We start from the raw sequence: 25790 nt of genomic DNA on the forward strand, positions 1-25790 counted from the left end.
CGAACAGATCATTAATTCTGGCAGTCAGGTGATGCACTTAGGGATAAATTTGGTGCTATACAAGCCTCTTATGCCGTGATAATCCTGATAAGACATAACAAAAACTTCACACGCAATTGTCGGGCAGGAAAATGAAACCATCACTCAGGCGCTCAACCGCAGCGCTGCTGGCGTCGTCGTTGTTACTCACCATTGGGCGCGGCGCGACCTTGCCGTTTATGACCATCTATCTCACCCGCGTCTACAGCATGAGCGTGGAGAATATTGGTTATGCCCTGTCGGTGGCGCTGACTATCGGAGTGGTGTTCAGCCTGGGGTTTGGCATTCTGGCCGATAAATTCGATAAAAACCGCTACATGCTCATCGCCATCACGGCGGTTGCGCTGGGCTTCCTGGCGATCCCGCTGGTAGATAACGTCGTGCTGGTGGTGCTGGCCTTCTCGCTGATCAACTGCGCCTATTCAATCTTCTCCACGGTGCTGAAAGCCTGGTTTTCCGATGTGCTCAACCCGGCGGAAAAGGCGCGGGTTTTCTCGCTGAACTACAGCTTTCTCAACATCGGCTGGACCATCGGCCCGCCATTGAGCACCTTGCTGATGATGTACAGCCTGCAACTGCCGTTCTGGATGGCGGCTTTCTGCGCCGCGCTGCCGCTGGTGCTGATCCAACGCTATGTGCAGAAAGGCGTGGCGGCCGATAGCGAACATGTGCCGGTGCCCTGGCAGCCGTCGGTGCTGCTGCGCGACCGGGCGCTGTTCTGGTATACCCTCTCCGGGCTGCTGGCCTCCTACGTGGGGGGCTCTTTCGCCAGCTGTATTTCCCAGTACGTGCTGGCGGCAGATTACGACAGCGATTTCGCCCAGAACGTGGTGGCCGTGGTGCTGCCGGTCAATGCCGCGATGGTGGTTTCGCTGCAGTACATCATTGGTCGCAGGCTGTCGGCGCGTAACATCCGCCCGCTGATGACCCTCGGCACCCTGTTTTTCGTCCTCGGTCTGGCCGGGTTTATGCTCTCCGGGGAGAATCTGATCTACTGGGGACTCGCCGCGGCGGTCTTTACCGTGGGGGAAATCATCTATGCGCCAGGCGAATACATGTTGATCGACAACATCGCCCCGCCGGGCATGAAAGCGAGTTACTTCTCCGCCCAGGCGCTCGGCTGGCTGGGCGCGGCCTTTAACCCGATGATCACCGGGCTGATCCTGACCCATCTCCCGCACTGGTCGCTGTTCGTGATTATGATGGTCGCCATTGTGCTGGCCTGGATGATGATTTTACGTGGGATGCGGGTGAAAGCGTGGGTTGATTTGCCTCGTGTAGCCTGAGTGCAGTGCCCGGCGGCGCTACGCTTGCCGGGCCTACAAACTACCAACCCGGCGCACAAACCGCACCGAAATTAATGGTGCAACATCTCCTCCACCACCTGCTTTTTGTACATTTCATTGGGATAATAGGTCGGCCAGTTATCCATCTCCTTTAATAACGCCTCGTGGGAGGTGTTGCCCATAAAGATATGGAAATGGGCTGACTGACGCGGGCCGATGGTGTGGTCGCTGAACTGGACGAACTTCGGTGCTTTGCTATTTGCGTCCTGGCATTCAAACAGGTAACGCACGCCCTTCTTGCCGGAGGCATAGGTCAGGATCTTGTAGCCGTTTGAAACATACTCACAGCGGCTGACGCTTTTCCCGGCGTGGAACTCCATCACGTTGTTCTCGATGCCGATAGTCTCCACGTCGGTGGCGTAGCCGGTGCGGTAATAGGCCTTCACCTCATCAAAGGTTTTGCTCTTGTCTTTCTCGGCCTTCTTCTTAAACACCGGGTCGAGATCGCCGCTCAGCAGAAACGGATAGACCGACTGCCAGACGCCGTCCCAGTTAGAGAGCGGGCGATCCTTCACGTCTTTATCCTCAAACACGCCGTTGGCCGCTTTTTGTTCCGCCTCGGTCATCTGGTGGCCGTGGGAATGGGCATACAGCTGGCCGCTGACCAGCATCGCCCCCAGAGTCATTGCATATTTACCAATAGGTCCTGCCAAGATAACGTCCTCACTCCATTTGAAAGAGTGAGAGATGTTATATTATAACATATCGCAAAACAACCTGTTAAATCGCCACCAGGCCGCGAACGCCCTCCTGTTCCATATCCTCGCCGCGACCGCGCTGGATAATGCTGCCCCGGGACATCAGCAGATAGCTGTCGGCCAGCTCGGCGGCAAAGTCGTAGAACTGCTCCACCAGCAGGATCGCCATATCGCCCCGGCTGGCGAGCTGGCGGATCACCTGGCCGATCTCTTTAATCACCGAGGGCTGGATCCCCTCCGTGGGCTCATCAAGAATCAACAGCTGCGGACGGCTCGCCAGCGCCCGGCCAATCGCCAGCTGCTGCTGCTGCCCGCCCGAAAGATCGCCGCCCCGGCGCTGCTTCATCTCCTGCAGAACGGGAAACAGCTGCCAGATCTCCTCCGGCACCTGCTTTGCCTCCCGCGACGGAAAACGCGATAACCCAAGCAGCAGGTTTTCCTCCACCGTCAGGCGGGGAAAGATATCCCGCCCCTGGGGCACATAGGCTACCCCGGCCTGCACCCGCTGGTGCGGTTTTGCATGGGTGATAGGTTTGCTCTGCCAGAGGATCTCGCCGTTGCGCGCCGGGATCAGCCCCATCAGGCACTTCAGCAGGGTCGTTTTACCCACCCCGTTGCGCCCCAGCAGGCAGGTGACTTCGCCGGGCAGTGCCTCAAAGCTGACCCCGCGCAGGATGTGGCTCCCGCCATAATATTGATTCAGTTCGTTAACCTGTAGCATCCGCGCTCCTTAGCGTCCGAGATAGACTTCGATCACCTGCTCGTTGGCCTGCACCTCGCGCAGCGAGCCCTCTGCCAGCACCCGGCCCTGATGCAGGACGGTGACGTGATCGGCAATGGTTTCGACAAAGCCCATGTCATGTTCCACCACCATCAGCGAATGTTTACCCGCGAGGGTGCGAAACAGCTCGGCGGTGTATTCGGTTTCGGCGTCGGTCATCCCGGCGGCGGGTTCGTCCAGCAGTAACAGATGCGGCTCCTGCACCAGCAGCATGCCGATCTCAAGGAACTGCTTCTGCCCATGCGACAGCAACCCCGCCCGGCGATGCCGCTCCGCGCCGAGGCGCAGCAGGCTCAGCATCTCGTTGATCCTGTCACCCTGCTCGCTGCTCAGCCGGGCGCGCAGGCTGGCCCACACTGACTTATCTCCCTTCATGGCCAGCTCGAGGTTTTCCCACACCGTCAGGGCCTCAAAGACCGTCGGCTTCTGGAACTTGCGCCCGATACCCTGGCGGGCAATGGCGATCGGATCGAGGGTGGTGAGATCGGTCGACTGGTCGTACAGCGCCCGCCCGCTCTGGGGCCGCGTTTTACCGGTGATGACGTCCATCAGGGTGGTTTTACCCGCGCCGTTGGGGCCGATCACGCAGCGCAGCTCACCTACACCAATGTTAAGCGACAGGTCGGTGAGCGCCTTAAAGCCGTCAAAGCTGACGTTGATCCCCTCCAGCTGCAACACCGGGTCGGTCTGGTCGCGATAGCGATCTCCGGGCAGCTGGCGGGTAAATAATTGTTCGCTCATTACTGGTCTCCTTTGCGGAACAGTCCCGTTACGCCGCGGGGTAAAAACAGCGTGACCGCGATAAAGATCAGCCCGAGAAACAGCTGCCAGTACTCCGGCATTGCCACGGTAAAGACGCTTTTTGCACCGTTGACCAGCGCCGCGCCAAGCACCGGGCCGATCAGCGTGCCGCGGCCGCCGAGCGCCACCCAGATAGCCGCTTCGATAGAGTTGGTGGGTGACATCTCGCCGGGGTTAATGATCCCGACCTGCGGAACATACAGCGCTCCGGCCAGTCCGCACAGCACCGCGGATAACGTCCAGACCAGCAGCTTAAAGCCGCGCGGATCGTAGCCGCAGAAGGTCAGCCGGTTCTCCGCGTCGCGCACCGCGGTCAGGATGCGGCCAAACTTACTTTTTGCCAGCGCATAGCCCACCGCCAGCGATGCCGCCAGCAGCAGCACGGTGGCAATAAACAGCCCGATACGCGTTGAGGTCGCGGTGACGGAGAAGCCCAGCAGCGTGGTGAAGCCGGTAAAGCCGTTGTTGCCGCCAAAGCCGGTTTCATTGCGGAAGAACAGCAGCATCCCGGCGAAGGTCAGCGCCTGGGTCATAATCGAAAAATAGACCCCTTTGATTTTTGAGCGGAAGGCAAACCAGCCGAACAGCAGCGCCAGCAGGCCGGGCACCATCACGATCAGCACCAGCGCCCAGGCGAAATGCTGGGTGCCCCACCAGAACCAGGGCAGTTCGCTCCAGGAGAGAAACGACATAAAGGCCGGGAGGCCGTCGCCCGCGGCCTGGCGCATCAGGTACATCCCCATCGCGTAGCCGCCGAGGGCGAAAAACAGGCCGTGGCCCAGCGACAGCATGCCGGCGTAGCCCCACACCAGATCCAGCGCCACGGCGACAATCGCGTAGCAGAGGATTTTGCCCACCAGGGTCAGCATCCAGGTGGAGACCGCCAGCGGATGCGCGGCGGGCAGCAGCGCCAGAAACGGCAGCACCAGCAGTGCGGCGAGGAGCAGGCCGAGGAGTATCGGTACGCTGCGCGGCGCTTTCCGCGCCAGGGTTAAGGTCAGTGGCTGGCTCATCAGTCGATTACCCTCCCTTTCAGTGCAAACAACCCCTGAGGACGCTTCTGAACAAACAGAATGATCGCCACCAGAATCACGATTTTGCCGAGTACGGCACCCATCTGCGGCTCGAGGATCTTATTGAAAATCCCCAGACCAAAGGCGGCCGCCACGCTGCCGGCCAGTTGGCCTACGCCGCCGAGCACCACCACCAGGAAGGAGTCGATGATGTAGCCCTGACCCAGCTCCGGCCCGACGTTGCCCAGCTGCGACAGCGCCACCCCGCCGAGCCCGGCAATGCCGGAGCCCAGCCCAAAGGCCAGCATATCGACGCGCCCGGTGGGCACCCCGCAGCAGGCCGCCATGCTGCGGTTTTGCGTCACCGCCCGCACGTTCAGCCCCAGCCGGGTTTTGTTGAGGATCAGCCAGGTGAAAAACAGCACCAGCAGCACAAAGCCCAGCACGACCAGCCGGTTCCACGGCAGGATCAGGCTGGCGTAGACCTGCACCCCGCCGGAGAGCCATGCCGGGTTGGCAACTTCAAGGTTTTGCGCCCCGAAGATCATGCGCACCAGCTGGATCAGCATCAGGCTGATGCCCCAGGTCGCCAGTAATGTTTCCAGCGGGCGGCCATACAGATGGCGGATCACCGTGCGTTCCAGCGCCATGCCCACGCCTGCGGTGAGCCCGAACGCTACCGGCAGCGCCACCAGCGGATAAAAGGTAAGCCACTGCGGGGTGAACTGCGCCATTGCCTGCTGCACCATCCAGGTGGCGTAAGCCCCGAGCATCAGCATCTCGCCGTGGGCCATATTGATCACCCCCAGCAGGCCGTAGGTGATAGCCAGTCCGAGCGCGGCGAGCAGCAGAATGGAGCCCAGCGACAGTCCCATAAAGGCCTGACCCAGCAGGTCGCTGATGGTCTGACGATGCTGGATCTGACGCAGGCTTTCCGCCGCGGCCTGACGTACCCCGGCATCCGGCTCGGTCTGCGCGTGGGTATAAGGCAGCAGCCGGGACTGCACCTCCGGGTCGCTCGACTCGCCAAGCAGCGTGACGGCCTGCTGGCGAACCGCAGGCTGGGTGCTGGTCAGTTGCAGGCTGGCGACGGCCAGGCTCAGCACCTGGCGCACCGCGTCATCCTTCTCGCTGGCCAGTTGACGCTGTAAAAAAGGCAGCATCTGCGGCTGGGGATCGCGCTGGAGCTGCTTCGCCGCCGCCAGCCTTTCGGTGACACTGTCACCGGCCAGCTGATGGGTGGCGAGCGCCGTGGCGGCCAGCACCCGCAGACGGTTGGTAAGCCGCACGGCTTTGGTCGCCCCCTGCGGCTGAGCAGCCTCGCCGAGAGTGGTTAAGGCACCATTTGCACGGGCAAAGGCGTGCTTGTTGCTATCGACAAAGACATTTTCCTGCTGCAATGCCCGCAGCAGCGCCAGACGGGCGGGATCGGGCGCGGCGGCCCACTGCACCAGCAATGCCGCCTGCTGGCTGCGGCTGGCGGCAACAAAGTTATCGGCGTCCGTTGCCTGCGCCATCCCTGGCAGCAGTCCGGCAAGCCATACGAGAGCGAAGATCATGCGCATGACGTTCATGGCTTTACCTCTTTATGATCCGGATTCAGTTGCTGGCGGTTTTGATCGGGGTGTCGGGCTTTTTATCGTTCCCGGCAATGTACGGGCTCCACGGCTGGGCGCGGACCGGCGCTTCGGTCTGCCATACCACGTTGAACTGGCCGTTACCCTCGATTTCGCCAATCATCACCGGCTTATGCAGATGGTGGTTGGTGGCATCCATGGTCAGGGTGAAGCCCGACGGCGCTTTAAAGGACTGACCCGCCATGGCGGCACGCACTTTATCCACATCGGTGGTGCCCGCTTTTTCCACCGCCTGGGCCCACATGTGGATCCCTACGTAGGTGGCTTCCATCGGATCGTTGGTCACGACCGTGCCGGCATTCGGCAGCTTCTGGGTTTTGGCCCAGTTTTTATAGGCCGCCACGAAGGCCTGGTTGGCCGGGTTATCCACCGATTCGAAGTAGTTCCACGCCGCCAGGTTGCCCACCAGCGGTTTGGTATCGATACCGCGCAGCTCCTCTTCACCTACCGAGAAGGCCACGACCGGCACGTCGGTGGCTTTTACGCCCTGGTTAGCCAGCTCTTTGTAGAACGGTACGTTAGAGTCGCCGTTGATGGTGGAGACTACTGCGGTTTTGCCTGCGGCGGAGAATTTCTTGATGCTGGCAACGATGGTCTGGTAATCGCTGTGGCCGAACGGGGTGTAAACCTCTTCGATGTCTTTATCCTGAACCCCTTTCGAGTGCAGGAAGGCGCGCAGAATTTTGTTGGTGGTGCGCGGATAAACGTAGTCGGTGCCCAGCAGGAAGAAGCGCTTCGCCTCCCCGCCATCTTCGCTCATCAGGTATTCCACCGCCGGGATAGCCTGCTGATTTGGTGCCGCGCCGGTGTAGAAGACGTTCGGCGACATCTCTTCCCCTTCGTACTGCACCGGGTAGAACAGCAGACCGTTCAGCTCCTCAAACACCGGCAGAACCGATTTGCGCGAGACCGAGGTCCAGCAGCCGAAGACCGCCGCCACCTTATCCTGGCTTAATAGCTGGCGGGCTTTCTCAGCAAACAGCGGCCAGTTGGAGGCGGGATCCACCACCACCGGCTCCAGTTTTTTGCCCAGCACGCCGCCTTTGGCGTTGATCTCGTCGATGGTCATCAGCGCCACGTCTTTCAGCGGCGTTTCGGAAATCGCCATCGTGCCGGAGAGCGAGTGCATGATGCCAATCTTGATGGTGTCGGCTGCCTGCACGCTGAAACTCATCCCCATGGCCACCACGGAGGCCGATAAAGCAAAGGCTTTTAACAAGGTACGACGATGCATAATTTTCACTCCTGAAAAACAACGCTGTGCGAAATCGTCCGTTACGGCGTGGACGCAGAAAAAGCATTCAGGATTAGACAGAGCAAAAAGGATGCCAGAACGAAAAATAAGCGGGATCGCGGGGTTGGATAAGGGTTTGAACACAGAGGCGGATCAGAATGGCACAGCGTTGCACTTAATTAATGCAACGCTGTGGAGAAACGGTTACCAGACTTCGCTGGCGATTTGAGTAACCAGGCGCACCTTATCCCACTGCTGGGCTTCGGTCAGGGCGTTGCCCTCTTCGGTAGAAGCGAAGCCGCACTGTGGGCTGAGGCAGATCTGCTCTTTCGCGACGTACTTCGCCGCCTCTTCCAGACGCGCTTTCACCCCTGCCGGGTTCTCCAGCTCGCCGCTTTTGGTGGTGATCAGGCCCAGTACCACCTGCTGTTTGCCCGGACGGACGAAGCGTAACGGGGCAAAGTCGCCGCTGCGATCGTTGTCGTATTCGAGGAAGAAGGCATCGACGTTGACGGTGCCAAACAGGATTTCGGCCACCGGCTCGTAGCCCCCTTCGGAGATCCAGGTCGAGCGGAAGTTACCGCGACAGACGTGCAGCCCGATAGTCAAATCCTCCGGCTTGCCTTCCAGCGCCTTGTTCAGCACGCGGGCATAGGTACGCGCCAGCTGGTCCGGGTCATCACCGCGCTCGCGGATCTGTCGGCGCTGATCGTCGGAGCAGAGGTAGGCCCAGACGGTGTCGTCCAGCTGCAGGTTGCGACAGCCCGCCGCATAGAAGGCATGGATGGCATCTCGCCAGGTTTGCGCCAGGTCGTCGAAATAGACATCCAGATCCGGATACACCGTGGCATCGATATCCTTACGCCCACCGCGGAAATGCAGCACGCTCGGGCTCGGGATGGTCATCTTCGGCTGGGCGTTGCCGCTAACGCTCTGGAGATAGCGGAAGTCATCCAGCATCGGATGGCTGCCGAATCCCAGCTTGCCGGTGACGCGCACGCCGTGGGCTTTGGTCTGCACACCGTTAAACTGGATACCCTGGTTCGAGTCGTAACGCTCCACGCCCTGCAGGCCGTCGAAGAAATCAAAGTGCCACCAGGCGCGACGGAACTCGCCGTCAGTCACCACCTGCAGGCCGCAGGCGCACTGCTGCTCTACCACATGGCGAATCGCCTCGTCTTCGACCGCACGCAGCTGCCGGGCGTCGATCTCACCGCTGGCGAACTTTACCCGCGCCTGTTTAATGGCGTCGGGACGTAAGAAACTGCCTACCACATCGGCACGGTTCGGGGCGTGTTGTCGCTGCATGCTTATCTCCTTTATCTGCCGCCAGGTAATTGCCGACAGTGATAATTCATTATTTGAACATTTAGACTTCTGGATGGCTATATGTCCAAAAGATGTCACAGCGCCTGCCTCACGGCAAACGAGAAAAATTCATGGGTGTTGAAAAAAATTCATGATGGGCGGCGAGACAAAAAAAAACCGCCAGAAACTGGCGGTAAATGCTTGCATGGATAGATTTGTATTTTGATATCTACGGACCCGGTATTCCATACCGGGCTGCGGATCCTGACCAGGTTAGCATGAAGAAGATAAATGAAGGTTAAACAGGATCTGAGCTGGCAGACGAGGAACGGTAACGCGCTATCAGCCAGACGGCTGTACAGGCCGCAACCGGCACCAGCCAGTCGAGCAGACTGCCCACATCCCAGACCTGCCAGTCAAACCCGCCCCACCACGGCATGTTGGCGCGCTTCCCGTGGCCAAACAGGGCAATCCAGCGGTATTCAGCCTGAGTCTGTTCCCTGGCGATAAACCAGAGCGACCCCAGCGCGCCGCCGATACCCCATTTTCCCAGTCTCAGGCCGCAGAGACACTGGAGCGTTACGGCGGCGAGTGCGTGCAGTACAGGAGAAAAATCCATTATCGAGCCAACCTATTTGTTTGAGAATTTACGCATGTTGCTGCCATTGTTTTTGTTTCTTTTTCAGACAGCGCGCTAATCGCTTTGCGGACTGTCTCTACGCTTCAGCACGTAATATCCTGAGCGTTCAAAAAACCGGCAAATAAAACAATTACTCACCGTAATTAATGATTACAGGTTTTTTCAATGCTACTATAACCCTACCAAATGGAGTGTTTTTGACAGGGAGCTGAGCATGACCATCTTCAGTACCAACAAAATGATAGCATGCTTGTTTTTTATACTGCTCATCCCTTTTATCGTGGTGTGTACCTATACCTGGTTCTATATTGAGTTTAGTAGTAAACATGAATTTCAAACTACCATATCCAGATTTACGGCTAACGCATCTAAAGCCAATATCGAAACCCCTGTTAATAAAATCAAGCAAATATTCAGAAGCCTCTCTTCAAACCTGGATGAGGCAGATATTGAAAAATATTTAGCAGGTCAACCAACAGACCTTGATACCGTTATCCCTGCCATAACAGATTCAACAGTATTCTTTAGCCATATTATCATTTCCAATCCCGCGGATAAGTACAAAATATACCCTAACGTAGCGTTAACGAGTTTCTCTCCACGCTCCAGACCCTGGTACCCCATGACAGCCACCAAAGACTTCATTAGTTATTCAGATCCTTACACCTCCATGCTTAGTGATATAAGCGGGACATCTAAATCAAAGAAAAAATCGATTACCGCAAGTATGAACCTGTTTAATAAGCACTCCGATTTTATTGGCAATATCGCTTTCGATCTGGATCTGAAGTCAATAAGTTCAACAATCAACAATAAAACTTCGCCTTACAATGGTAAGTTTTTAATCGTCGCGACGTCGGGTGAAGTCGTCCTGAGCGAAAATAAAATAGAGATTTTAAGGAAAAAAGTGCCTCAATCGTGGATTGAACAGGCATCAAATGTTGAAGGTAATTTTCATGATAGTCAGGAAAAGGTCTTCGTATTTTACAAGACATACATGAACCCTGACTGGATTGCCTTCACTGTCGTTAATGAAAGTGATTATAAAAATATCTCAAGCAGCGCAATGCAAACGTTCTGGATTGTGACGTTATGTTGTCTGGTGTTCTACATGGTTATGGTCGTTTTAGCCAAATTATATATGGAACAAATCATATCCAGACTGTATATGAGCATTAACGGTATCGATCCGAAAAAAGAGAAAATCACCATAAGTGCAATCTATGAAAACATCCGGGAAAGTAAAAAAAACCTTGAGAAAGCCGTCCATGACTCCACCACGGATGGTTTGACGCAAATTTTCAACAGAAGAAAATTCGATATCGACACGCATAGTCTCGCCAGCAGTAAACACACCTTCTTTTTAGCGATGATTGACATTGATAACTTCAAAAAAATTAATGATACCTATGGCCATGATACGGGCGACATTGTGTTGAAGACCGTCAGTAAAATGGGTCGTCAGGTCATTGATAGCGAGCATAATATTTACAGGTTTGGCGGCGAAGAGTTATGCGTAATCTACGTCGGTGAGGATTATGATTATTTCTATCAGCTTATCGCTACCTGGTTAAAAATGGTTTCCATAAGAGAATGGCGGGAGCCTGATTTGCAGGTAACCTTCAGTGCCGGCATAGCAAAGTTTACTGCACGGGATACAGTTGAGCAGATCCTGAAGCATGCCGATGAAAAACTGTACCAGGCCAAATCCACGGGTAAGAACCGGATCATTGGCCTGTAGAAGACGACAAAAAACCGGGCATCGCGCCCGGTTCTGTTTCCAACCTGAAAAAGCCCTACGCACTCAACCCACGATTCACCAGCATCGGCTCAATCTGCGGATCGTGCCCGCGCCACTGGCGATAAAGTTCAGCTAAATCAGTGCTATTCCCACGGGACAAAATCGCCTCGCGGAATTTCTGCCCGTTTTCGCGGTTAAGTCCACCCTGCTCCACGAACCACTGATAGCCGTAGTCGGCCAGCATTTGCGTCCACAGATAGGCGTAATAGCCTAATGCGTAGCCAACTCCGTCCACCCTGAAAATTTCATTAACGGTTCGGTGTAATTTTTAAGTGTTTTAAATCTTCTCTATTTTAAATCGCTTCACTATAAATAGCGCAATTCACACCCTCAAATTTTTAATTTTATTTGATAAAAATATATCGCTACTGAATGCACATATTATACATCATCAACACAGAATATAACCATATCTATATTAATGCAATGACAGCAAACACTACAGATTTGATACAGAACGTTTAAAACACAATGTAAAAATCCATGATAAATTTATTTGCAATATTGTTAAATGCTTGAGAGCACCATCATAAATCAGTTAACAATGACCGCAATACATCAAACCCAACGCTAACAACGGGTTCCCAATATTTTATGCAACATACCCGCAAGCTGTAATTTCCCTATGAGATTTTTCTAGCAAACAGAATGGCGCACCATCTAAACCCACCAATTATTTTAACCATCAATATACATCCACTCATTTTATTTTTCCATGTCAACATAACTCCCTACTGTAGATAACTGCGTCTTGAAAACATTCATTCAAATTGTAGATCGCGTCTAAATACAGGTGTAACATCCAAAAAAACTTTCAATTAAACAGAGATGTTATCGTGGTAACCCATAGCTCAACAAATAATCGAGACATGCATTTTGTACAGGTGTGTAGGGGAATAGCCGCAATGGCTATTGTTTTATATCACGGTAGAGCTTTTTGTAGTCATGGGGATGTATATGAAATAGCATTGCGGGGATTTGATGCCGGTGTTGATTTATTTTTCGTCCTTAGTGGTTTGGTAATGGTATTAGCAACAAAAAACTCTACTGGTGGCGCAAAAAACTCCATTGAGTTTATAATTAAACGCTGGGCTCGAGTTTGGCCTCCATATGCTGTTGCAACAATACTTTTTGTTTCGATTGCAACAATATTTGATCACAACTTCATGCTGGCCCCAGAAAAAATAAACACTCTAATTAAGTCTTTTTTATTTTATCCTCTTAATACAGATTCAGCACCAGCTTTAGGTTATCCAACCTTAGGTGTAGGCTGGACATTAAACTACGAAATGTATTTTTATGCTTTATTTGCCATTTCCCTTTTATCAAAACGCTTTCGTTGGGTTACTTTTTTCTCACTGATATTTCTCACGCTAATTATCATCCCGGAATCAACCAGAACACTTTCGTTTAGCTCATCAACACAATATAATTTTAGCATAGGGTATCTGAACCTAATTACATCTCCAATCATATGGGATTTCGTATGTGGTGTAATTATTGGTTTGATTTACTTTTCACCCATACGCATTAAAAACAATTATATTTTAAACATGACCACCTATCTTTCCGTCGCATTGGTGCTTTGGTTATTCTCATTCAACTCATTTGGCGACCATGGAGTAATGGGCAAATTACCCATTATAGCATTCATGGTATTATCGCTTACTTTGCGCCAAAAAGAACATGAACAAAAATCCCCTAAGGTTTTATTATGGCTAGGAGATATATCTTATTCCATTTACCTTACTCACACTCTTCTTTATGCATTTGTATGGGTTATTTTGCAAAGGAATGGATTTGCTAATATTTCTCAGGGTTTGGTCGTTGCATGGCTAGCAACTATTTTATCGATCCCTGCAGCCTCTATATTTCATCATTATATTGAAGTTAAACTATCAAATATTGTTCGTAATAAACTGCTAGAGTTCTCCATTCCTAAATTTACCTCCAGGCATGCAGCGTTTATAGAAAAACAATAAATATCTTTCAAATAGCCAGGTAGGATACAACTATCTGGCTAGTAAATTTTTCAGCTGAACAACTGCACAGCACTTACGGAGATCCCTATACTAAAAATTAGTACGTTTGATTTTTATTCCTCGTCGGTATCTTCTATTGCTGATCCCCACTTCCACTTTTGATTACAGGGTTTTTGTTAGTAACTTGAGATTGCTTTTTCGGCTGACTCTTTCACCGGGTTGCCAGCCAGCATGACTTTCGTTTCACCATCGCCGCCGATTACCAGCAACTCCTATGTGTTTTACAGTTATTCAGTGCGCATAAATGCATACTTTTGTTTCCTTGCATATGACGTGCGGCGTTTTTATGCCCGCCCCATGCCCCATTACTGCACAGGAACATCGCCGATCCAATCTGTCTCGCATCATTTAGTATTTAGCGATGAGAAAGCCCTCCGAAGAGGACTATGTAATTACGAAAATTTTATTATATCCGAATTAGTTATTCAGAAAATCGACTTCGTTATTTTGGAGTTAATTTTATTTATAACATACTTCCCTAAAGCGATGGATTTTTTCTCAATAATTTCATGGCAGACATAAGCAACAAAAACTGAGGTGAAAAATAAAAACATCAGTTTGGTAATACCATTTGTGCTTTGAAATAGGGTGAATATATCAGGATTTCTGTGGTAAGCATCAATGATGATTACGTGCGTTAAATATAAAGAATAGGATATATCACCAAAGAAATTCATAATTGGAATTTCTTTAAATCTTGATATTCTTTCCATCATGACTAATGAGAGAACTAACCACGCACTCCATATGCCCCATATCAAAGGTCCATGCCCGTAAACTTGACAAGATAAAATCATTAAAGCACTCATACCAAATAATAAGACACACAAAGGGTATACAAATTTATTTAATGTTGTGCTTTTATCAAATATACGGAGAGAGGCTATTTTATAGATAATAATTCCATAAATAAAATCTATGAACATCGGAGATGCAAGGATTGTTAAAGGAGCATGTAACATACTTCCCTCAAAGAAAGAGTTTTTATTGTAACCCTGCATAGTGACGGTTCCAGTTTGCGAATACTGAATCCCAAAAACAAGGCAAACAAGCATTACTACACAAATTACAGCCCTACTCCTATGATTGATTAACATGGCTATCAGAAAAATAAAATAGAATAATATTTCGTAGGTTAATGTCCATGCAGGTGTAAGCATGTTATAACCAAAGAACGGTGATCCTTCAGATATATTATGCCCCAATGGAATCAGTGACCTTAAGTAAAACCCCAAATCAGCACTCTCAAATACAAAAATATAGTAGAATGTCACGCCTGCAATTAATAATGGATATATACGAAAAATCCGTCGAACAATATAATTTACTCCTAAGTTAGCCTCATATTTATTTGTTGCAAAACAAATTATAAATCCACTTATTATGAAGAACAGATCTACACCGAATGCACCAAATGAAAAAAGGAGGTCACCAAGATCTTTTTGTGAATAAACATCATTCAATGTCCCCCTTAAATGATAAAGGACAACCAGAACTGCGGCAGTGCCGCGAAGATAATGTATACTATTGATTTTTGACATTTTAACACCATTAACTGAAAACTTTCAGGAATCTTATATCAAAGCTGCATATCTAACAATTCAAATCCATAGCTGCACCTCAACATTGGCTTCTGGCTGTTGACTCTGCCGAGGTTATCGAGACTTTGCCGTAATAATATGTTAAGAGGCATAGCCAGGTTTGCTGGATAAAATATAATCATTAGATAATTTGTTGGCATTCTCTGCGTCTTCAACCCCATCTGGGACTACTTAAAAGTACTACCCTGCGGTATTACCACGTGGTTAGAGACGAACTAATCGATCGGAATAAATAAAGTCTTCGCGGTCATTTCGAGCGAAAACTGGGATGCTGAGGTAATTACATTGTAACGTTTTCCCCAGAACAGAACCATCATAGTTGATCTTATATTCCAACCTAAAAAATTCATTCGTATCAATTGTTCTGTTAACACTTTTCATGATGAATTCTCGGTAATCGTTAAATCAACATAGCAGCGTGTTAATGCCATGGCGGATTTTTGGTGCCCTTTCTTCCATAAATGGTTACGCACTCACCCCGCGATTCACCAGCATCGGTTCGCTCTTCGGATCGCCCCCGCGCCAAGCGCGATAAAGTTCAGTTAAATCAGTGGTATTTCCGCGCGACAAAATCGCCTCGCGGAATTCTGCCCGTTTTCGCGACTCAGTCCGCCCTGTTTCACGAACCACTGATAGCCGTCGTTGGCCAGCATTTGAATCCATAGATAAGCGTAATAGCCTGCGGCATAGCCGCCGTCGACGCCCACCTAAGCAAAGTCGCTATCGATCCCTTTGTAAGATTTAAAGGTGCGTACTGCTTTTTACACCGGAGACTCACCACCACCGTCAGCTTGGTTGATGAAATACGTCGCCCTACCCATCACCTCCACTTCTTCCGCTGTAGCTCCCTTGAGCGCTTCACCGTCTTCCATGATTAACGCCCTACCTCTGGGCTTTGCGAACTGAGTCCGTCAGTCGAACCGCAGACTAGCTAGCTATTGTTCTGCGATATTGTTCAACACTGCGATCAATTACGAAGTTCAGAAGCACCGACGCAATCATTGATAAACCGATTATGATGAACGACCAGACCCAGCTTCCGCGATGTCCAGTGATTAAGATGGATACAATAGGCCAGTGAATTAAGTAAATAGGATAACTCAGTTCTCCTATCCATCTATCGACTTTGCTCTTCTTTGTTGCATTGAAGACAAAAGCAATACTCACAGCAAAAAATGAATAACACAAAATAATAGCATATGGATTATTAAAAAATTGCCATGCAACCGCAATGCATACGATACTGACTGCAACTCCAAAAAATGACATAGTTATTGGAGATAACCCATCAAATCTCTTGTTTTCTTTTATTCTTCGCCATAAATAATAGGAAAGCATCCCCAAAAGGAATAACCAAAAAGAACTAACAGCACTTCTATGGTCCAATGGATGATGAAAAAATAACGCATTTTTTATATAGATAAATACACCTAAAGCAATCAATAATAAAAACATTATGGCTTTAGGTTTTCTGGCAAACATTGGTGCAACTATGTAAAAGCAGAGTTCAACACCCACAGACCACATCTGCTGCATATGAGTTGCGTTTATTAATGCAGAGACTCCGTCATTTAGATGATTAATATTAAGAAATACCAGATCTCCCGACTGTTCTAATCCAAACCAAGATAATGTCTGGTAAAATAACATCGTCAATGATGAAAGCCAAACAAGAATCGCTGCTGTATAATTAGTGTATATAATGTGGTCCATAGGAGAGACAAACATTAGCACCGCAAGAAACACGATAATATAGCTTGGCCAGAGACGTAGAAATCTTGCCACGTAGAAACCTAGCGTATTACCTACATATCTCTCATTTAGCACCAAGCCCATGTAAAAGCCAGAAATGACAAAAAATGCCAGGACTGCGAGATGACCTTCAACGCCCGGAACTCGTATACCGTTATGTGCCACAACAACTGATGCAGCCAAAAACAACCTTATCCAGCCCATAATCACCTTAAGGCTATAGTAAATTGATAGAGTGATTATATGCGATTTTATTCACAATACCAACATATCTAATGATGACATTATGACAATCGTCCCTGGTTTATCATCTATTGATTACTCCTCAGGATGTGCCTCTATGAATGCTAAATAGCACTTATCTTCTCCTGAAACTTCATCAAGATTTTTGTAATAATCGCTTGATTGCTCACATAAAAATACTGACACAATTTCTTTCTGCTTTTCATCTTTAAATTTAATGTAAATCATAGGCCTCCTTAAAATCATAGCCAGAACTGAATATATAGAAACTTTAAGACGTGATGGTAAACACTGAAATAGAGTAATAAATTGTCTTGGGCGTAGCTAATTGTAGTGGAATCGCTGTTGAATGATATGACACACTGGATGAATTATCATCAATATAAATACCACCAGCCATTTTACCAGAATCGTTAGCGTCTAACGAAATAGCAATCCCTATTGAACCAATTCCAGTAATTGCGCGTGACCGCGTGTAAAGCAATGCAGCTTTGGCATTTTTTGGTACCGCTCCGGAAATATTGAGCGCGGTTGGCGATGTAGCACCTGCCGAGGTATTAAGGACGGTAATAGTTCTCGTACGGAGTGTTCTATTATTTTGAAATCCAACAATGAAAGAGCCGCTACTATCTGTTCCCGATACTAAATTAAAGCTGATGCGGTAAGACGGTGGGCGAAACTGGCTATACCGCTCTCGCTACGCTGCGAGATGTTGGATATCACCCTGGCGCAGGTGATTAAGCGATGTAGGGATCGGGTAGTTAGCCCTTGGCTTCTTCATCACGTGACATCAAGCGGTAATGTGAAGGCAAGCGACCAGGTTGGCCAGAACAGCCTTAGCGTCTCCTTCAAGCTCGCGATCGATAGCACGGGCATTTCCGTGGAGGACGGTAAAACAATGCCGACCTTTCACGAGCAGCGTTCTCTTTCGGAGCGTCTGTATGAGGAGCAAGGCATCAACACCCAGCAGCTACTGGGTCATTCATCAGACAGGATGACAGCGCAGTATCATAACGATCGCGGTCTCGACTGGGTGAAAGTGAAGGTGTAGCTACGTGAATAATTGGGCCGTATCCCCCTGCAAATTTCGCAGAATCTAAGGATTCATTTTGGGGAGGAATTTTGGAGGAGTTTTGGGGAAGAAAAATTCTCATAAAAAACCGGGCATCGCGCCCGGTTCTGTTCCCTGCGTGAAAAAACCCTTATGCACTCAGTCCGCGATTCACCAACATCGGTTCGATCTTCGGATCGTGCCCACGCCAAACCCGATAAAGTTCAGCTAAATCAGTGCTATTCCCGCGGGACAAAATCGCCTCGCGGAATTTCTGCCCGTTTTCGCGGTTAAGTCCGCCCTGCTCCACGAACCACTGATAGCCGTCGTCGGCCAGCATTTGGGTCCAGAGATAGGCGTAATAGCCTGCCGCGTAGCCGCCACCAAAAATATGGGCAAAGTAGGTGCTGCGATAGCGTGGCGGTACGGCGGGGAGATCCAGTTGCTCGCGCTCCAGGGCCGCGGCTTCAAAGGCCTCTACATCCTCTGGCGCCTCGCGAGCAGTTAACCCGTGCCAGTTCATGTCCAGCAGCGCGGCGCTGAGCAGCTCGGTCATGTCATAGCCTTTATTAAACTGAGTGGCGCTGACCATTTTCTCGCGTAAGGCGTCTGGCATCGGCTCACCGGTTTCATAGTGGCGCGCATAGCGGGCAAAGACCTGCGAATGGCTGGCCCAGTGCTCGTTAATTTGCGACGGGAATTCCACAAAATCACGCGGCGTGTTGGTGCCGGAGAGCGTGGCGTACCGCTGACTGGCAAACAGCCCGTGCAGGGTGTGACCAAATTCGTGGAACAGGGTGATCACATCATCCCAGGAGATCAGCGCCGGCTGGCCTGCGGCCGGTTTTTGATAGTTACAGACGTTATAGATCACCGGGTGCGTGCCGGATTCAAAGGACTGCTCGACAAAGTTACCCATCCACGCCCCGCCGCCTTTCGAATCGCGGGCGAAGAAGTCACCGTAAAACAGCGCCATACCTTCTCCGTGGTGGTCGAAGATTTCCCAGACGCGGACGTCAGGATGGTAAACCGGGATGTCGCTGCGCTCGACAAAGGTAATGCCGAACAGCTGGGTCGCTGCCCAGAAGACGCCGTCGTTCAGCACCCTGTTAAGCTCAAAATAGGGTTTCACCTGAGATTCATCGAGGGCGTACTTCGCCAGCCGCACGCGTTCAGCGTAAAACGACCAGTCCCAGGCCTGCACCTCAAACCGGCCCTGCTCATCATCAATCACCTTCTGGATATCTGCCTGCTCCTGCAAGGCGCGCTCGCGTGCCGCCGGGACGATACCGCGCATAAACTGCAGTGCGGCGTCGGGCGTTTTCGCCATCTGATCGGCAATTTTCCAGCTGGCATAGCTGTCGAAGCCCAGCAGTTCTGCCTGACGCGCCCGCAGCGCCACCAGACGACGCACCAGCTCGCGGGTATCGTTGGCATCGTTTTTTTGCGTACGCAGCCATCCTGCCCTGAACAGATTTTCCCGGGTCTGGCGGTCACGCAGCTGTTGCAGGGCCGGTTGCTGGGTAGTGTTCAGGAGTGGGATCAGCCAGCGATCGCTGAGCCCCTTCTCCGCCGCCGCCTGGGCAGCCGCAGCCTGCTCTGCCTCGCTGAGGCCATCCAACTGATGGAGATAATCCACCACCAGCCCGCCCGCTTTATCGGCCGCCAGCAGGCGCTGGTTAAACTGGCTGGTAAGGGCGGCAGATTCCGTATTGATAGCTTTCAGCGCCTGTTTTTCCGCCTCACCCAGCCGGGCACCTGCCAGGATAAAATGCTGGTGCAGTTCCTCGATCAGGCGCAGGGACTCTGCGTCCGGGGCCATCGACTGCCGCGCGTTAAAGACCGCATCCACCCGGGAAAAGAGCGCGTCATTCAGCCAGATATCATTGGACAGCGCCGCCAGTTCGGTGGCGATCGCCTCTTCCAGCTGTTGCAGGTAATCGTTGGTGTGCGCCGAGGTCATGGCAAAGAAGACGTTGCTCACCCGGCTCAGCAGGGCACCGCTGTTCTCCAGCGCCAGCACGGTATTGTCAAAGTCAGGTGCCGCCGCAGATCCGGCGATCGCCGCGATCTCCTCACGCTTAAGGCGGATGGCCTCATCGAAGGCCGGGCGATAGTGGCTGTCGTCGATCAGATCAAAATGCGGCGCCTGGTACGGCAGCAGGCTGCTTGCAAAAAAGGGGTTAGTGCCAGACATATCAGACTCCTGAATATGATGAATTTCACCAGAGTAGGCCAGCCCGGCAGACGCTGCAATCTCTGTCACCTTAAGGGGACGAAAAGTCGCCTTACCCTGCGTCAGATCACATGCTATGGTAGTACAACACAAAAAGCGTTGAGGAACAGTGAGATGATAATTTTAGTTACCGGGGCGACAGCAGGTTTTGGTGAAAGCATCACGCGTCGCTTCGTCGCCAACGGGCATAAAGTGATTGCCACCGGCCGTCGTCAGGAGCGTCTGCAGGAGCTGAAAGAGGAACTTGGAGAGAGCATTCTGACCGCGCAGCTGGACGTACGTAACCGCGCATCCATTGAAGAGATGATTACTAACCTGCCGGCTGAATGGCGCGACATCGACGTGCTGGTCAATAATGCCGGGCTGGCGCTGGGCCTTGAGCCTGCGCACAAAGCCAGCGTGGAAGACTGGGAAACAATGATCGACACCAACAACAAAGGCCTGGTGTATATGACCCGCGCCGTGCTGCCGGGCATGGTCGAGCGCAACCGTGGGCATGTGATTAACATCGGCTCCACCGCGGGCAGCTGGCCTTATGCGGGCGGCAACGTCTACGGTGCCACCAAAGCCTTTGTACGTCAGTTCAGCCTGAATCTGCGCACCGATCTGCACGGCACCGCTATTCGCGTGACGGATATCGAGCCGGGTCTGGTTGGCGGAACGGAGTTCTCCAACGTGCGCTTCAAAGGCGATGACGACAAAGCCGGTAAAACCTACGAGAACACCACCGCCCTGACGCCGGATGATGTTACCGAAGCCGTCTGGTGGGTAGCTACCCTGCCGAAGCACGTCAACATTAACACCGTTGAAATGATGCCGGTCAGCCAGAGCTTTGCCGGTCTGAGCGTCCATCGCGGGTGATCTTTCCGGACCTGGCCTGCGGGCCAGGTCTGGGATGCCGGGCAAAAGAATGGTAGTATTTACCGGTTAATTCTCTGAGAAATCATATCCAATGGCCGCTGAATCGCAACTCAATCCGACCCAACCCGTTAATCAGCAGATTTACCGTATTTTGCGCAGCGACATTGTGCACTGTCTGATCCCGCCGGGAACCCCGCTCTCTGAAAAAGAGGTGTCGATTCGTTTTGATGTTTCGCGCCAGCCGGTTCGCGAGGCCTTTATTAAGCTGGCCGAAAACGGCCTGATTCAGATCCGCCCCCAGCGCGGCAGCTACGTGAATAAGATCTCCCTCACCCAGGTGCGTAACGGCTGCTTTGTCCGCCAGGCGATAGAGTGCGCCGTGGTGCGCCGCGCCGCGGGCCTGATCGACGATCATCAGTGCTACCTTATCGAGCAGAATCTGCATCAGCAGCGCATCGCCATTGAGCGCAAACAGTTGAACGACTTTTTCCTGCTTGACGACGAGTTCCACCAGAAGCTGGCGCAAATTGCCGACTGCCAGCTGGCCTGGGATACCATCGAGAATATTAAGGCGACCATGGACCGGGTGCGCTATATGAGCCTCGACCACGTCTCGCCGCCGGAGATGTTGCTGCGTCAGCATCATGATATTTTTAGCGCGCTGGAAAAGCGCGATGCCGATGCGGTCGAAAAAGCGATGACCCTGCATCTGCAGGAAATTGGCGAGTCGGTACAGTTAATTCGTCAGGAAAACAGCGACTGGTTTAGCGAAGAGTAATATGTCCGCATCCCGTCAAATGCCCGGGATGCGTTCAGTCATTTAGCGCACCACCAATACCGGAATTTTGGCATAGCGTAATACCGATTCGGCGTTTGAGCCCAGCAGATGGGTTGTTACCCCCGGCTTTTTCGAGCCGATAACAATAATATCGAACTCGCCTTCGGCACCCATCGCGATAATTTCATCGCGCACGCTGCCAAAACGCACCGCGGTATGAATTTTGTCAGGCGGAATATCAAAGAGCCGCTTTAGCTCATTCATCTTTTTCTTTGACTCCTCGGTCATATAGGCCTCGAACTTCACAATATCCGAGGAGAAGCCACGCAGCATGGCGCGACTGTTGACCGGGAGGATATTCAACAACGTAATTTCGGCATTATCGGCCCGTGCCAGAAATGCAGCATGACGCACGGCCTTATCACTTAAATCCATTTCAAATACATCGACAGGCATCAAGATTTTCTTATACATACGCCTTTCTCCTTTTATCGATAATATGTTTATTAACGATATTCAGAATGACAGGGTGTTTTCAAACAAAGGTTAAACGGCAGGGTCAGGAAATAGAGGATATAAGTAAAGAAGTGTGGGTAGACGATCATGCCGCCGCGAACGACGGCATGAGGGGAATGTTAGATCTGCGCGGCGTAGTGGGCGACGGTGGCTTTCGCCCCGTTTTTCAGCAACGCAGCGTACGCGTTCATCACAACGTCAACGAAGACGCTGTCGTGCGGTAACTCCTGACCGAAAATGGTCTCAATTCCCAGCAGGGCTTTCACGCGGCTTTCGCCTTCCGTACTGCCCTGCACCGCCGCCTGGATCACCGGCAGCAGCGGATCGCACACCTCGATAGCCTCGCCACGCTCATCCACGCCGCCGACATAGCGCATCCAGCCGGCAATGCCCAGCGCCAGCAGCGGGAAAGGCTTCTGATGCACCCGGTGCCAGCGCACGGAGTCCAGCATACGCTGCGGCAGCTTCTGGCTGCCGTCCATGGCGATCTGCCAGGTACGGTGACGCAGCGCCGGGTTGCTGTAGCGTTCAATCAGCAGATCGGCGTAACGTGCCAGATCCACCCCGGTGACTTTCAGCGTCGGGGCCTGTTCGTTGAGCATCAGCGCGTGGGCGGCGCGCTTGTAGTTCGCGTCTTCCATGCAGTCGTTGATGTGCTGATAGCCCGCCAGATAGCCCAGATAGGCCAGGAACGAGTGGCTGCCGTTGAGCATGCGCAGCTTCATCTCTTCGAACGGGATCACGTCGGCCACCAGCTCGGCCCCCGCTTTTTCCCACGCCGGACGTCCGGCAACAAAGTTGTCTTCGATTACCCACTGACGGAACGGCTCGCAGGCCACCCCTGCCGGATCGCGCACGCCGGTGATCTGCTCGATTTTGCTCAGCGTGTCGGCGGTGACGGCAGGCACAATACGGTCGACCATGGTGGACGGGAAGGTCACGTTGGCTTCGATCCAGTCGGCCAGCTCGCTGTTAACCGCCCGGGCATAGGCACAGGTGACATTGCGCATCACGTGACCGTTCTCCGGCATGTTGTCGCAGGACATGACGGTAAAGGCCGACAGGCCGGCATTTTTACGCCGGGCCAGCGCCTCGACCACCACGCCCACCGCGGAAACCGGCTGATGCGGATTCTGCAGATCGGCGACGATCAGCGGATGATCCAGCATTAACTGCCCGGAAGCAGGCGCGTGGCAGTAGCCTTTTTCGGTGATGGTTAACGAGACGATCGCCACCTGAGGTTCACACATGGCTGCCAGCACCGCTTCCAGCCCATCAACCTGGGCATGCAGCGCTTTTTTTACCACCCCAACCACCCGCGCCGTCCAGGCATCGGCAGACATTTCGGCCACGGTGTAGAGGTTATCCTGGGCCTTAAGATCCGCGATCTGCTGCTCACCGCCAATCAGGTTGACCTCGCAGTATCCCCAGTCGCTGCCGTGGTCTGCTGCCAGCATATCGGCATACACCGCCTGATGAGCGCGGTGGAAAGCACCAAAACCCAGATGGACGATGCGCGACTGCAGGGCATCGCGGTTGTAGTGAGGAAGCGTGGCTTGCGCATGTAATAACGGATTTTTCATGATAGTACTCGTTAATGTGATTAAGCGATGGATCCGGGCCGGTGTTGCTCCCACCCGCCCGGCTTACTAACCCAACTAGAATGGTAGATGGCATAAAAAATTCTCTGCCGTTAACCATACTGATTGTTGATATGTCGATATTGATTTACGTTAACTTTTCACCATCTGGTGTGACATCAATTGCAAGTTGTGTGACAGCATCAAAATGCTGTAAACCACTCATCCCGCAGAGGTGACCCTTTCCCGGGGCTGCTCTGCGGCTGGAGACGGTTCCGTCCAGAGGCTGTCGTAGTCATGGCCTGTCAGATCCTCCACCACGCGCCGCACGTGGGGTTCAACCGCCGCTTTAGCACCATTGGCCCGCAGGCGCTCGACCTCTTCCACAAAGATCTGGTGGGTCTGCTTATTCAGACGGAAGGTCAGCGCCTGCCAAAGGGCGAGGATCAGCAGCCCGGCGGTGCCGATAAACATCAGCATGGCGATGGTGTGAATCGCTTCCGGCGGCTGAACCTGACTCCCCTTCACGAAGCCACCGGTTTGCAGCAGAAAGCCGACCACAAAGGTGGCGATAGCGACCGTGGTTTTCCGCGAGAAGGTCATCACCGCGGCGAACAGCCCTTCCCGGCGCTGACGGCTGACCATTTCATCGATATCGGGAATGAACGGGAAGACGTTCCACGGAGTGAATTCCAGCACGCAGCGGCCCACCTGATACAGCCCGGCCAGCAGGAACAGCGTGAATACGGTATTCAGCGCCGGGATCTGGTACACCGCCAGGAAACCGGCCAGGCACAGCATCATCACGACATAGGCGAAAACGTACAGCCGGGCCGGGCCGTATTTGATGATCCCGAATCCGGCAATCAGCGTGACCGGCAGGCCGACGATACTCATCGACAGCAGGCTCCCCGCCAGCGATGACGAGACGTTCAGGCAGTAGACGCAGAAGAAGACAAACACGGTGTTGTAGACGTCTTTGCCGGTAAACGACAGCAGATAGATCGCCAGATGCTTTCTGAAGGCGCGGATTTTCAGCGTCGAGGCGTAGGATTTAAACAGCTCGCCAACGGCACGCAGTTTGTCAGCCAGGCTGCCGGGCAGCGCTGAATTTTCCAGCTCGGCCTGCATCTCCGGGGTGAGCTCCCGCTCCCAGGTCACTTTCCACGAGATAAAGACGCAGACCATGAATAGCACTGCGAAGATCACGCCGTTAATCAGGTAGGCACTGGCGCTCTGCTCGCCAAAATAGCCGATCAGCAGGCCGGGGATAAAGGTGGCCAGGAAGGTGCCGGAAGCCGACAAGAACATGCGGCAGGTAGACAGTTTGGTGCGGCCGTTAAACTCTTTGGTCATCTCTGACGGCAGCGTTTCCCAGGGGATCAGCACCATGGCGGCAATAATTTCAAACGCCAGATAGACCGCCAGGTAAAACCCGTAACTCATGCCGTCGAGCCACAGCAAGGCGTAGACCAGCATCAGCGGCGCGCCGATCAGCAGGAAAAAGCGCCGACGGCCAAATTTCTTGCCAAAGTAGTTCTTATAAAAGTGGTCGGTCAGGCTGCCCATAAACAGGCTGACGACCGCGTCGACAATACGGGCGATGGCGACAATCGATGCCGCTTCCATCGGGGATAAGCCCACAAAGGTGGTGTAGAAGAATAACAGCCAGGCGCCGATGACGGTAAAGGCGCCGCCGCCCATAATATCGGTTAATCCGTATCCAATACTCACCGGAATGGTGATGTTTTTCTTTGCACGAGACATACAGTTTCCTTACCTGAAAAAAATCCAGTTAATTCCCGATGCTTCCCTGAGTTTGTGCGTAATAG

General features: G+C 52.2%; 21 protein-coding genes and 2 pseudogenes. 6 read left to right on the top strand and 17 right to left on the bottom strand.

The genetic code is table 11. The features are described 5' to 3' along the window. Positions 1-131: 131 nt before the first annotated feature. On the top strand, positions 132-1325 hold the full coding sequence (gene ydeE / locus V7Q49_RS05340) for an efflux MFS transporter YdeE (RefSeq protein WP_333849703.1): 1194 nt from the start codon (positions 132-134) through the stop codon (positions 1323-1325). A gap of 71 nt (positions 1326-1396) precedes the next feature. On the opposite strand, the gene zinT is transcribed toward ydeE, so the two are convergent. The 8 genes from zinT to V7Q49_RS05380 all read right to left on the bottom strand — a co-directional run bounded on the left by zinT (position 1397) and on the right by V7Q49_RS05380 (position 9476). Beyond that, positions 1397-2038 carry a metal-binding protein ZinT gene (zinT, locus tag V7Q49_RS05345; protein ID WP_333849704.1) on the bottom strand — a complete coding sequence of 214 codons (642 nt, stop codon included), beginning with the start codon at positions 2036-2038 and terminating at the stop codon, positions 1397-1399. A gap of 67 nt (positions 2039-2105) precedes the next feature. Then, positions 2106-2804 carry an urea ABC transporter ATP-binding subunit UrtE gene (gene urtE, locus V7Q49_RS05350; RefSeq protein WP_333849705.1) on the bottom strand — a complete coding sequence of 233 codons (699 nt, stop codon included), beginning with the start codon at positions 2802-2804 and terminating at the stop codon, positions 2106-2108. 9 nt (positions 2805-2813) lie between these two features. Continuing rightward, positions 2814-3605 (bottom strand): urea ABC transporter ATP-binding protein UrtD, encoded by a 792-nt coding sequence (gene urtD / locus V7Q49_RS05355; protein ID WP_333849706.1) that lies wholly within the window; start codon positions 3603-3605, stop codon positions 2814-2816. Then, the gene (gene urtC / locus V7Q49_RS05360; RefSeq protein ID WP_333849707.1) at positions 3605-4678 is read right to left on the bottom strand and encodes an urea ABC transporter permease subunit UrtC; all 1074 of its coding nucleotides are present in this window, start codon (positions 4676-4678) and stop codon (positions 3605-3607) included. Before urtC ends, urtD begins: the two co-directional genes overlap by 1 nt. Next, entirely contained in the window at positions 4678-6252 is a 1575-nt protein-coding gene (urtB, locus tag V7Q49_RS05365; protein ID WP_333849709.1) for an urea ABC transporter permease subunit UrtB, read from the bottom strand. Before urtB ends, urtC begins: the two co-directional genes overlap by 1 nt. A gap of 25 nt (positions 6253-6277) precedes the next feature. Beyond that, a complete protein-coding gene (gene urtA / locus V7Q49_RS05370; RefSeq protein WP_333849710.1) occupies positions 6278-7549 on the bottom strand; it encodes an urea ABC transporter substrate-binding protein in 1272 nt (423 codons plus the stop codon). Positions 7550-7753: 204 nt separating this feature from the next. Then, on the bottom strand, positions 7754-8857 hold the full coding sequence (locus V7Q49_RS05375; RefSeq protein ID WP_333849711.1) for a cobalamin-independent methionine synthase II family protein: 1104 nt from the start codon (positions 8855-8857) through the stop codon (positions 7754-7756). Between the two features lie 298 nt (positions 8858-9155). Further along, positions 9156-9476 carry a hypothetical protein gene (locus tag V7Q49_RS05380; RefSeq protein WP_333849712.1) on the bottom strand — a complete coding sequence of 107 codons (321 nt, stop codon included), beginning with the start codon at positions 9474-9476 and terminating at the stop codon, positions 9156-9158. A 235-nt stretch (positions 9477-9711) separates the two neighbouring features. On the opposite strand from V7Q49_RS05380, the gene V7Q49_RS05385 reads away from it, so the two are divergent. Continuing rightward, positions 9712-11238, top strand: a complete 1527-nt coding sequence (locus tag V7Q49_RS05385; protein ID WP_333849713.1) for a sensor domain-containing diguanylate cyclase — start codon at positions 9712-9714, stop codon at positions 11236-11238. A gap of 55 nt (positions 11239-11293) precedes the next feature. On the opposite strand, the pseudogene V7Q49_RS05390 reads toward V7Q49_RS05385, so the two are convergent. Then, positions 11294-11527, bottom strand: a pseudogene (locus V7Q49_RS05390) (M3 family metallopeptidase); the annotation flags it as partial. A gap of 640 nt (positions 11528-12167) precedes the next feature. On the opposite strand from V7Q49_RS05390, the gene V7Q49_RS05395 reads away from it, so the two are divergent. Further along, the gene (locus V7Q49_RS05395) at positions 12168-13280 is read left to right on the top strand and encodes an acyltransferase family protein (protein ID WP_333849714.1); all 1113 of its coding nucleotides are present in this window, start codon (positions 12168-12170) and stop codon (positions 13278-13280) included. 485 nt (positions 13281-13765) lie between these two features. Here the strand turns inward: V7Q49_RS05395 and V7Q49_RS05400 are convergent, their stop codons facing one another. From V7Q49_RS05400 to V7Q49_RS05415, 4 genes and pseudogenes are all read right to left on the bottom strand, one after another. Next, complete coding sequence (locus V7Q49_RS05400) at positions 13766-14881, bottom strand: acyltransferase family protein (RefSeq protein ID WP_333849715.1); 1116 nt, start codon at positions 14879-14881, stop codon at positions 13766-13768. Positions 14882-15406: 525 nt separating this feature from the next. Then, positions 15407-15636: pseudogene (locus tag V7Q49_RS05405) on the bottom strand (M3 family metallopeptidase); the annotation flags it as partial. 232 nt (positions 15637-15868) lie between these two features. Beyond that, complete coding sequence (locus tag V7Q49_RS05410) at positions 15869-16897, bottom strand: acyltransferase family protein (protein WP_333849716.1); 1029 nt, start codon at positions 16895-16897, stop codon at positions 15869-15871. 114 nt (positions 16898-17011) lie between these two features. Further along, a complete protein-coding gene (locus V7Q49_RS05415; RefSeq protein WP_333849717.1) occupies positions 17012-17164 on the bottom strand; it encodes a hypothetical protein in 153 nt (50 codons plus the stop codon). A 574-nt stretch (positions 17165-17738) separates the two neighbouring features. On the opposite strand from V7Q49_RS05415, the gene V7Q49_RS05420 reads away from it, so the two are divergent. Continuing rightward, positions 17739-17987, top strand: coding sequence for a hypothetical protein (locus tag V7Q49_RS05420; RefSeq protein ID WP_333849718.1), 249 nt, complete (start codon positions 17739-17741; stop codon positions 17985-17987). Between the two features lie 151 nt (positions 17988-18138). Here V7Q49_RS05420 and dcp read toward each other — a convergent pair whose 3' ends face one another. Further along, positions 18139-20184 carry a peptidyl-dipeptidase Dcp gene (dcp, locus tag V7Q49_RS05425; protein ID WP_333849720.1) on the bottom strand — a complete coding sequence of 682 codons (2046 nt, stop codon included), beginning with the start codon at positions 20182-20184 and terminating at the stop codon, positions 18139-18141. Between the two features lie 153 nt (positions 20185-20337). Here dcp and ydfG point away from each other — a divergent pair, with 153 nt between their 5' ends. Beyond that, positions 20338-21084 carry a bifunctional NADP-dependent 3-hydroxy acid dehydrogenase/3-hydroxypropionate dehydrogenase YdfG gene (gene ydfG / locus V7Q49_RS05430; RefSeq protein ID WP_333849721.1) on the top strand — a complete coding sequence of 249 codons (747 nt, stop codon included), beginning with the start codon at positions 20338-20340 and terminating at the stop codon, positions 21082-21084. A 91-nt stretch (positions 21085-21175) separates the two neighbouring features. Then, entirely contained in the window at positions 21176-21862 is a 687-nt protein-coding gene (locus V7Q49_RS05435; RefSeq protein ID WP_333849722.1) for a GntR family transcriptional regulator, read from the top strand. 42 nt (positions 21863-21904) lie between these two features. On the opposite strand, the gene V7Q49_RS05440 is transcribed toward V7Q49_RS05435, so the two are convergent. The 3 genes from V7Q49_RS05440 to V7Q49_RS05450 all read right to left on the bottom strand — a co-directional run bounded on the left by V7Q49_RS05440 (position 21905) and on the right by V7Q49_RS05450 (position 25725). Continuing rightward, the gene (locus V7Q49_RS05440) at positions 21905-22336 is read right to left on the bottom strand and encodes a universal stress protein (protein ID WP_333849723.1); all 432 of its coding nucleotides are present in this window, start codon (positions 22334-22336) and stop codon (positions 21905-21907) included. 161 nt (positions 22337-22497) lie between these two features. Further along, positions 22498-23961, bottom strand: coding sequence for a mannitol dehydrogenase family protein (locus V7Q49_RS05445; RefSeq protein WP_333849724.1), 1464 nt, complete (start codon positions 23959-23961; stop codon positions 22498-22500). A gap of 219 nt (positions 23962-24180) precedes the next feature. Then, entirely contained in the window at positions 24181-25725 is a 1545-nt protein-coding gene (locus V7Q49_RS05450) for an MFS transporter (RefSeq protein WP_333849725.1), read from the bottom strand. Positions 25726-25790 lie beyond the last annotated feature (65 nt).

Origin of the sequence: Leclercia sp. (assembly GCF_036780805.1) — a bacterium.
Taxonomy (GTDB): domain Bacteria; phylum Pseudomonadota; class Gammaproteobacteria; order Enterobacterales; family Enterobacteriaceae; genus Enterobacter.

What these genes read in the sequence shown, in the direction of transcription:
- urtC (WP_333849707.1), bottom strand. Translation starts at nt 4,678, where the DNA reads ATGAGCCAGCCACTGACCTTAACCCTGGCGCGGAAAGCGCCGCGCAGC.
- urtB (WP_333849709.1), bottom strand. Translation starts at nt 6,252, where the DNA reads ATGAACGTCATGCGCATGATCTTCGCTCTCGTATGGCTTGCCGGACTG.
- V7Q49_RS05435 (WP_333849722.1), top strand. Translation starts at nt 21,176, where the DNA reads ATGGCCGCTGAATCGCAACTCAATCCGACCCAACCCGTTAATCAGCAG.
- ydeE (WP_333849703.1), top strand. Translation starts at nt 132, where the DNA reads ATGAAACCATCACTCAGGCGCTCAACCGCAGCGCTGCTGGCGTCGTCG.
- V7Q49_RS05415 (WP_333849717.1), bottom strand. Translation starts at nt 17,164, where the DNA reads ATGATTTACATTAAATTTAAAGATGAAAAGCAGAAAGAAATTGTGTCA.
- dcp (WP_333849720.1), bottom strand. Translation starts at nt 20,184, where the DNA reads ATGTCTGGCACTAACCCCTTTTTTGCAAGCAGCCTGCTGCCGTACCAG.
- V7Q49_RS05400 (WP_333849715.1), bottom strand. Translation starts at nt 14,881, where the DNA reads ATGTCAAAAATCAATAGTATACATTATCTTCGCGGCACTGCCGCAGTT.
- V7Q49_RS05410 (WP_333849716.1), bottom strand. Translation starts at nt 16,897, where the DNA reads ATGGGCTGGATAAGGTTGTTTTTGGCTGCATCAGTTGTTGTGGCACAT.
- V7Q49_RS05375 (WP_333849711.1), bottom strand. Translation starts at nt 8,857, where the DNA reads ATGCAGCGACAACACGCCCCGAACCGTGCCGATGTGGTAGGCAGTTTC.
- V7Q49_RS05385 (WP_333849713.1), top strand. Translation starts at nt 9,712, where the DNA reads ATGACCATCTTCAGTACCAACAAAATGATAGCATGCTTGTTTTTTATA.
- urtE (WP_333849705.1), bottom strand. Translation starts at nt 2,804, where the DNA reads ATGCTACAGGTTAACGAACTGAATCAATATTATGGCGGGAGCCACATC.
- V7Q49_RS05380 (WP_333849712.1), bottom strand. Translation starts at nt 9,476, where the DNA reads ATGGATTTTTCTCCTGTACTGCACGCACTCGCCGCCGTAACGCTCCAG.
- urtD (WP_333849706.1), bottom strand. Translation starts at nt 3,605, where the DNA reads ATGAGCGAACAATTATTTACCCGCCAGCTGCCCGGAGATCGCTATCGC.
- V7Q49_RS05450 (WP_333849725.1), bottom strand. Translation starts at nt 25,725, where the DNA reads ATGTCTCGTGCAAAGAAAAACATCACCATTCCGGTGAGTATTGGATAC.
- V7Q49_RS05395 (WP_333849714.1), top strand. Translation starts at nt 12,168, where the DNA reads ATGCATTTTGTACAGGTGTGTAGGGGAATAGCCGCAATGGCTATTGTT.
- urtA (WP_333849710.1), bottom strand. Translation starts at nt 7,549, where the DNA reads ATGCATCGTCGTACCTTGTTAAAAGCCTTTGCTTTATCGGCCTCCGTG.
- ydfG (WP_333849721.1), top strand. Translation starts at nt 20,338, where the DNA reads ATGATAATTTTAGTTACCGGGGCGACAGCAGGTTTTGGTGAAAGCATC.
- V7Q49_RS05445 (WP_333849724.1), bottom strand. Translation starts at nt 23,961, where the DNA reads ATGAAAAATCCGTTATTACATGCGCAAGCCACGCTTCCTCACTACAAC.
- V7Q49_RS05440 (WP_333849723.1), bottom strand. Translation starts at nt 22,336, where the DNA reads ATGTATAAGAAAATCTTGATGCCTGTCGATGTATTTGAAATGGATTTA.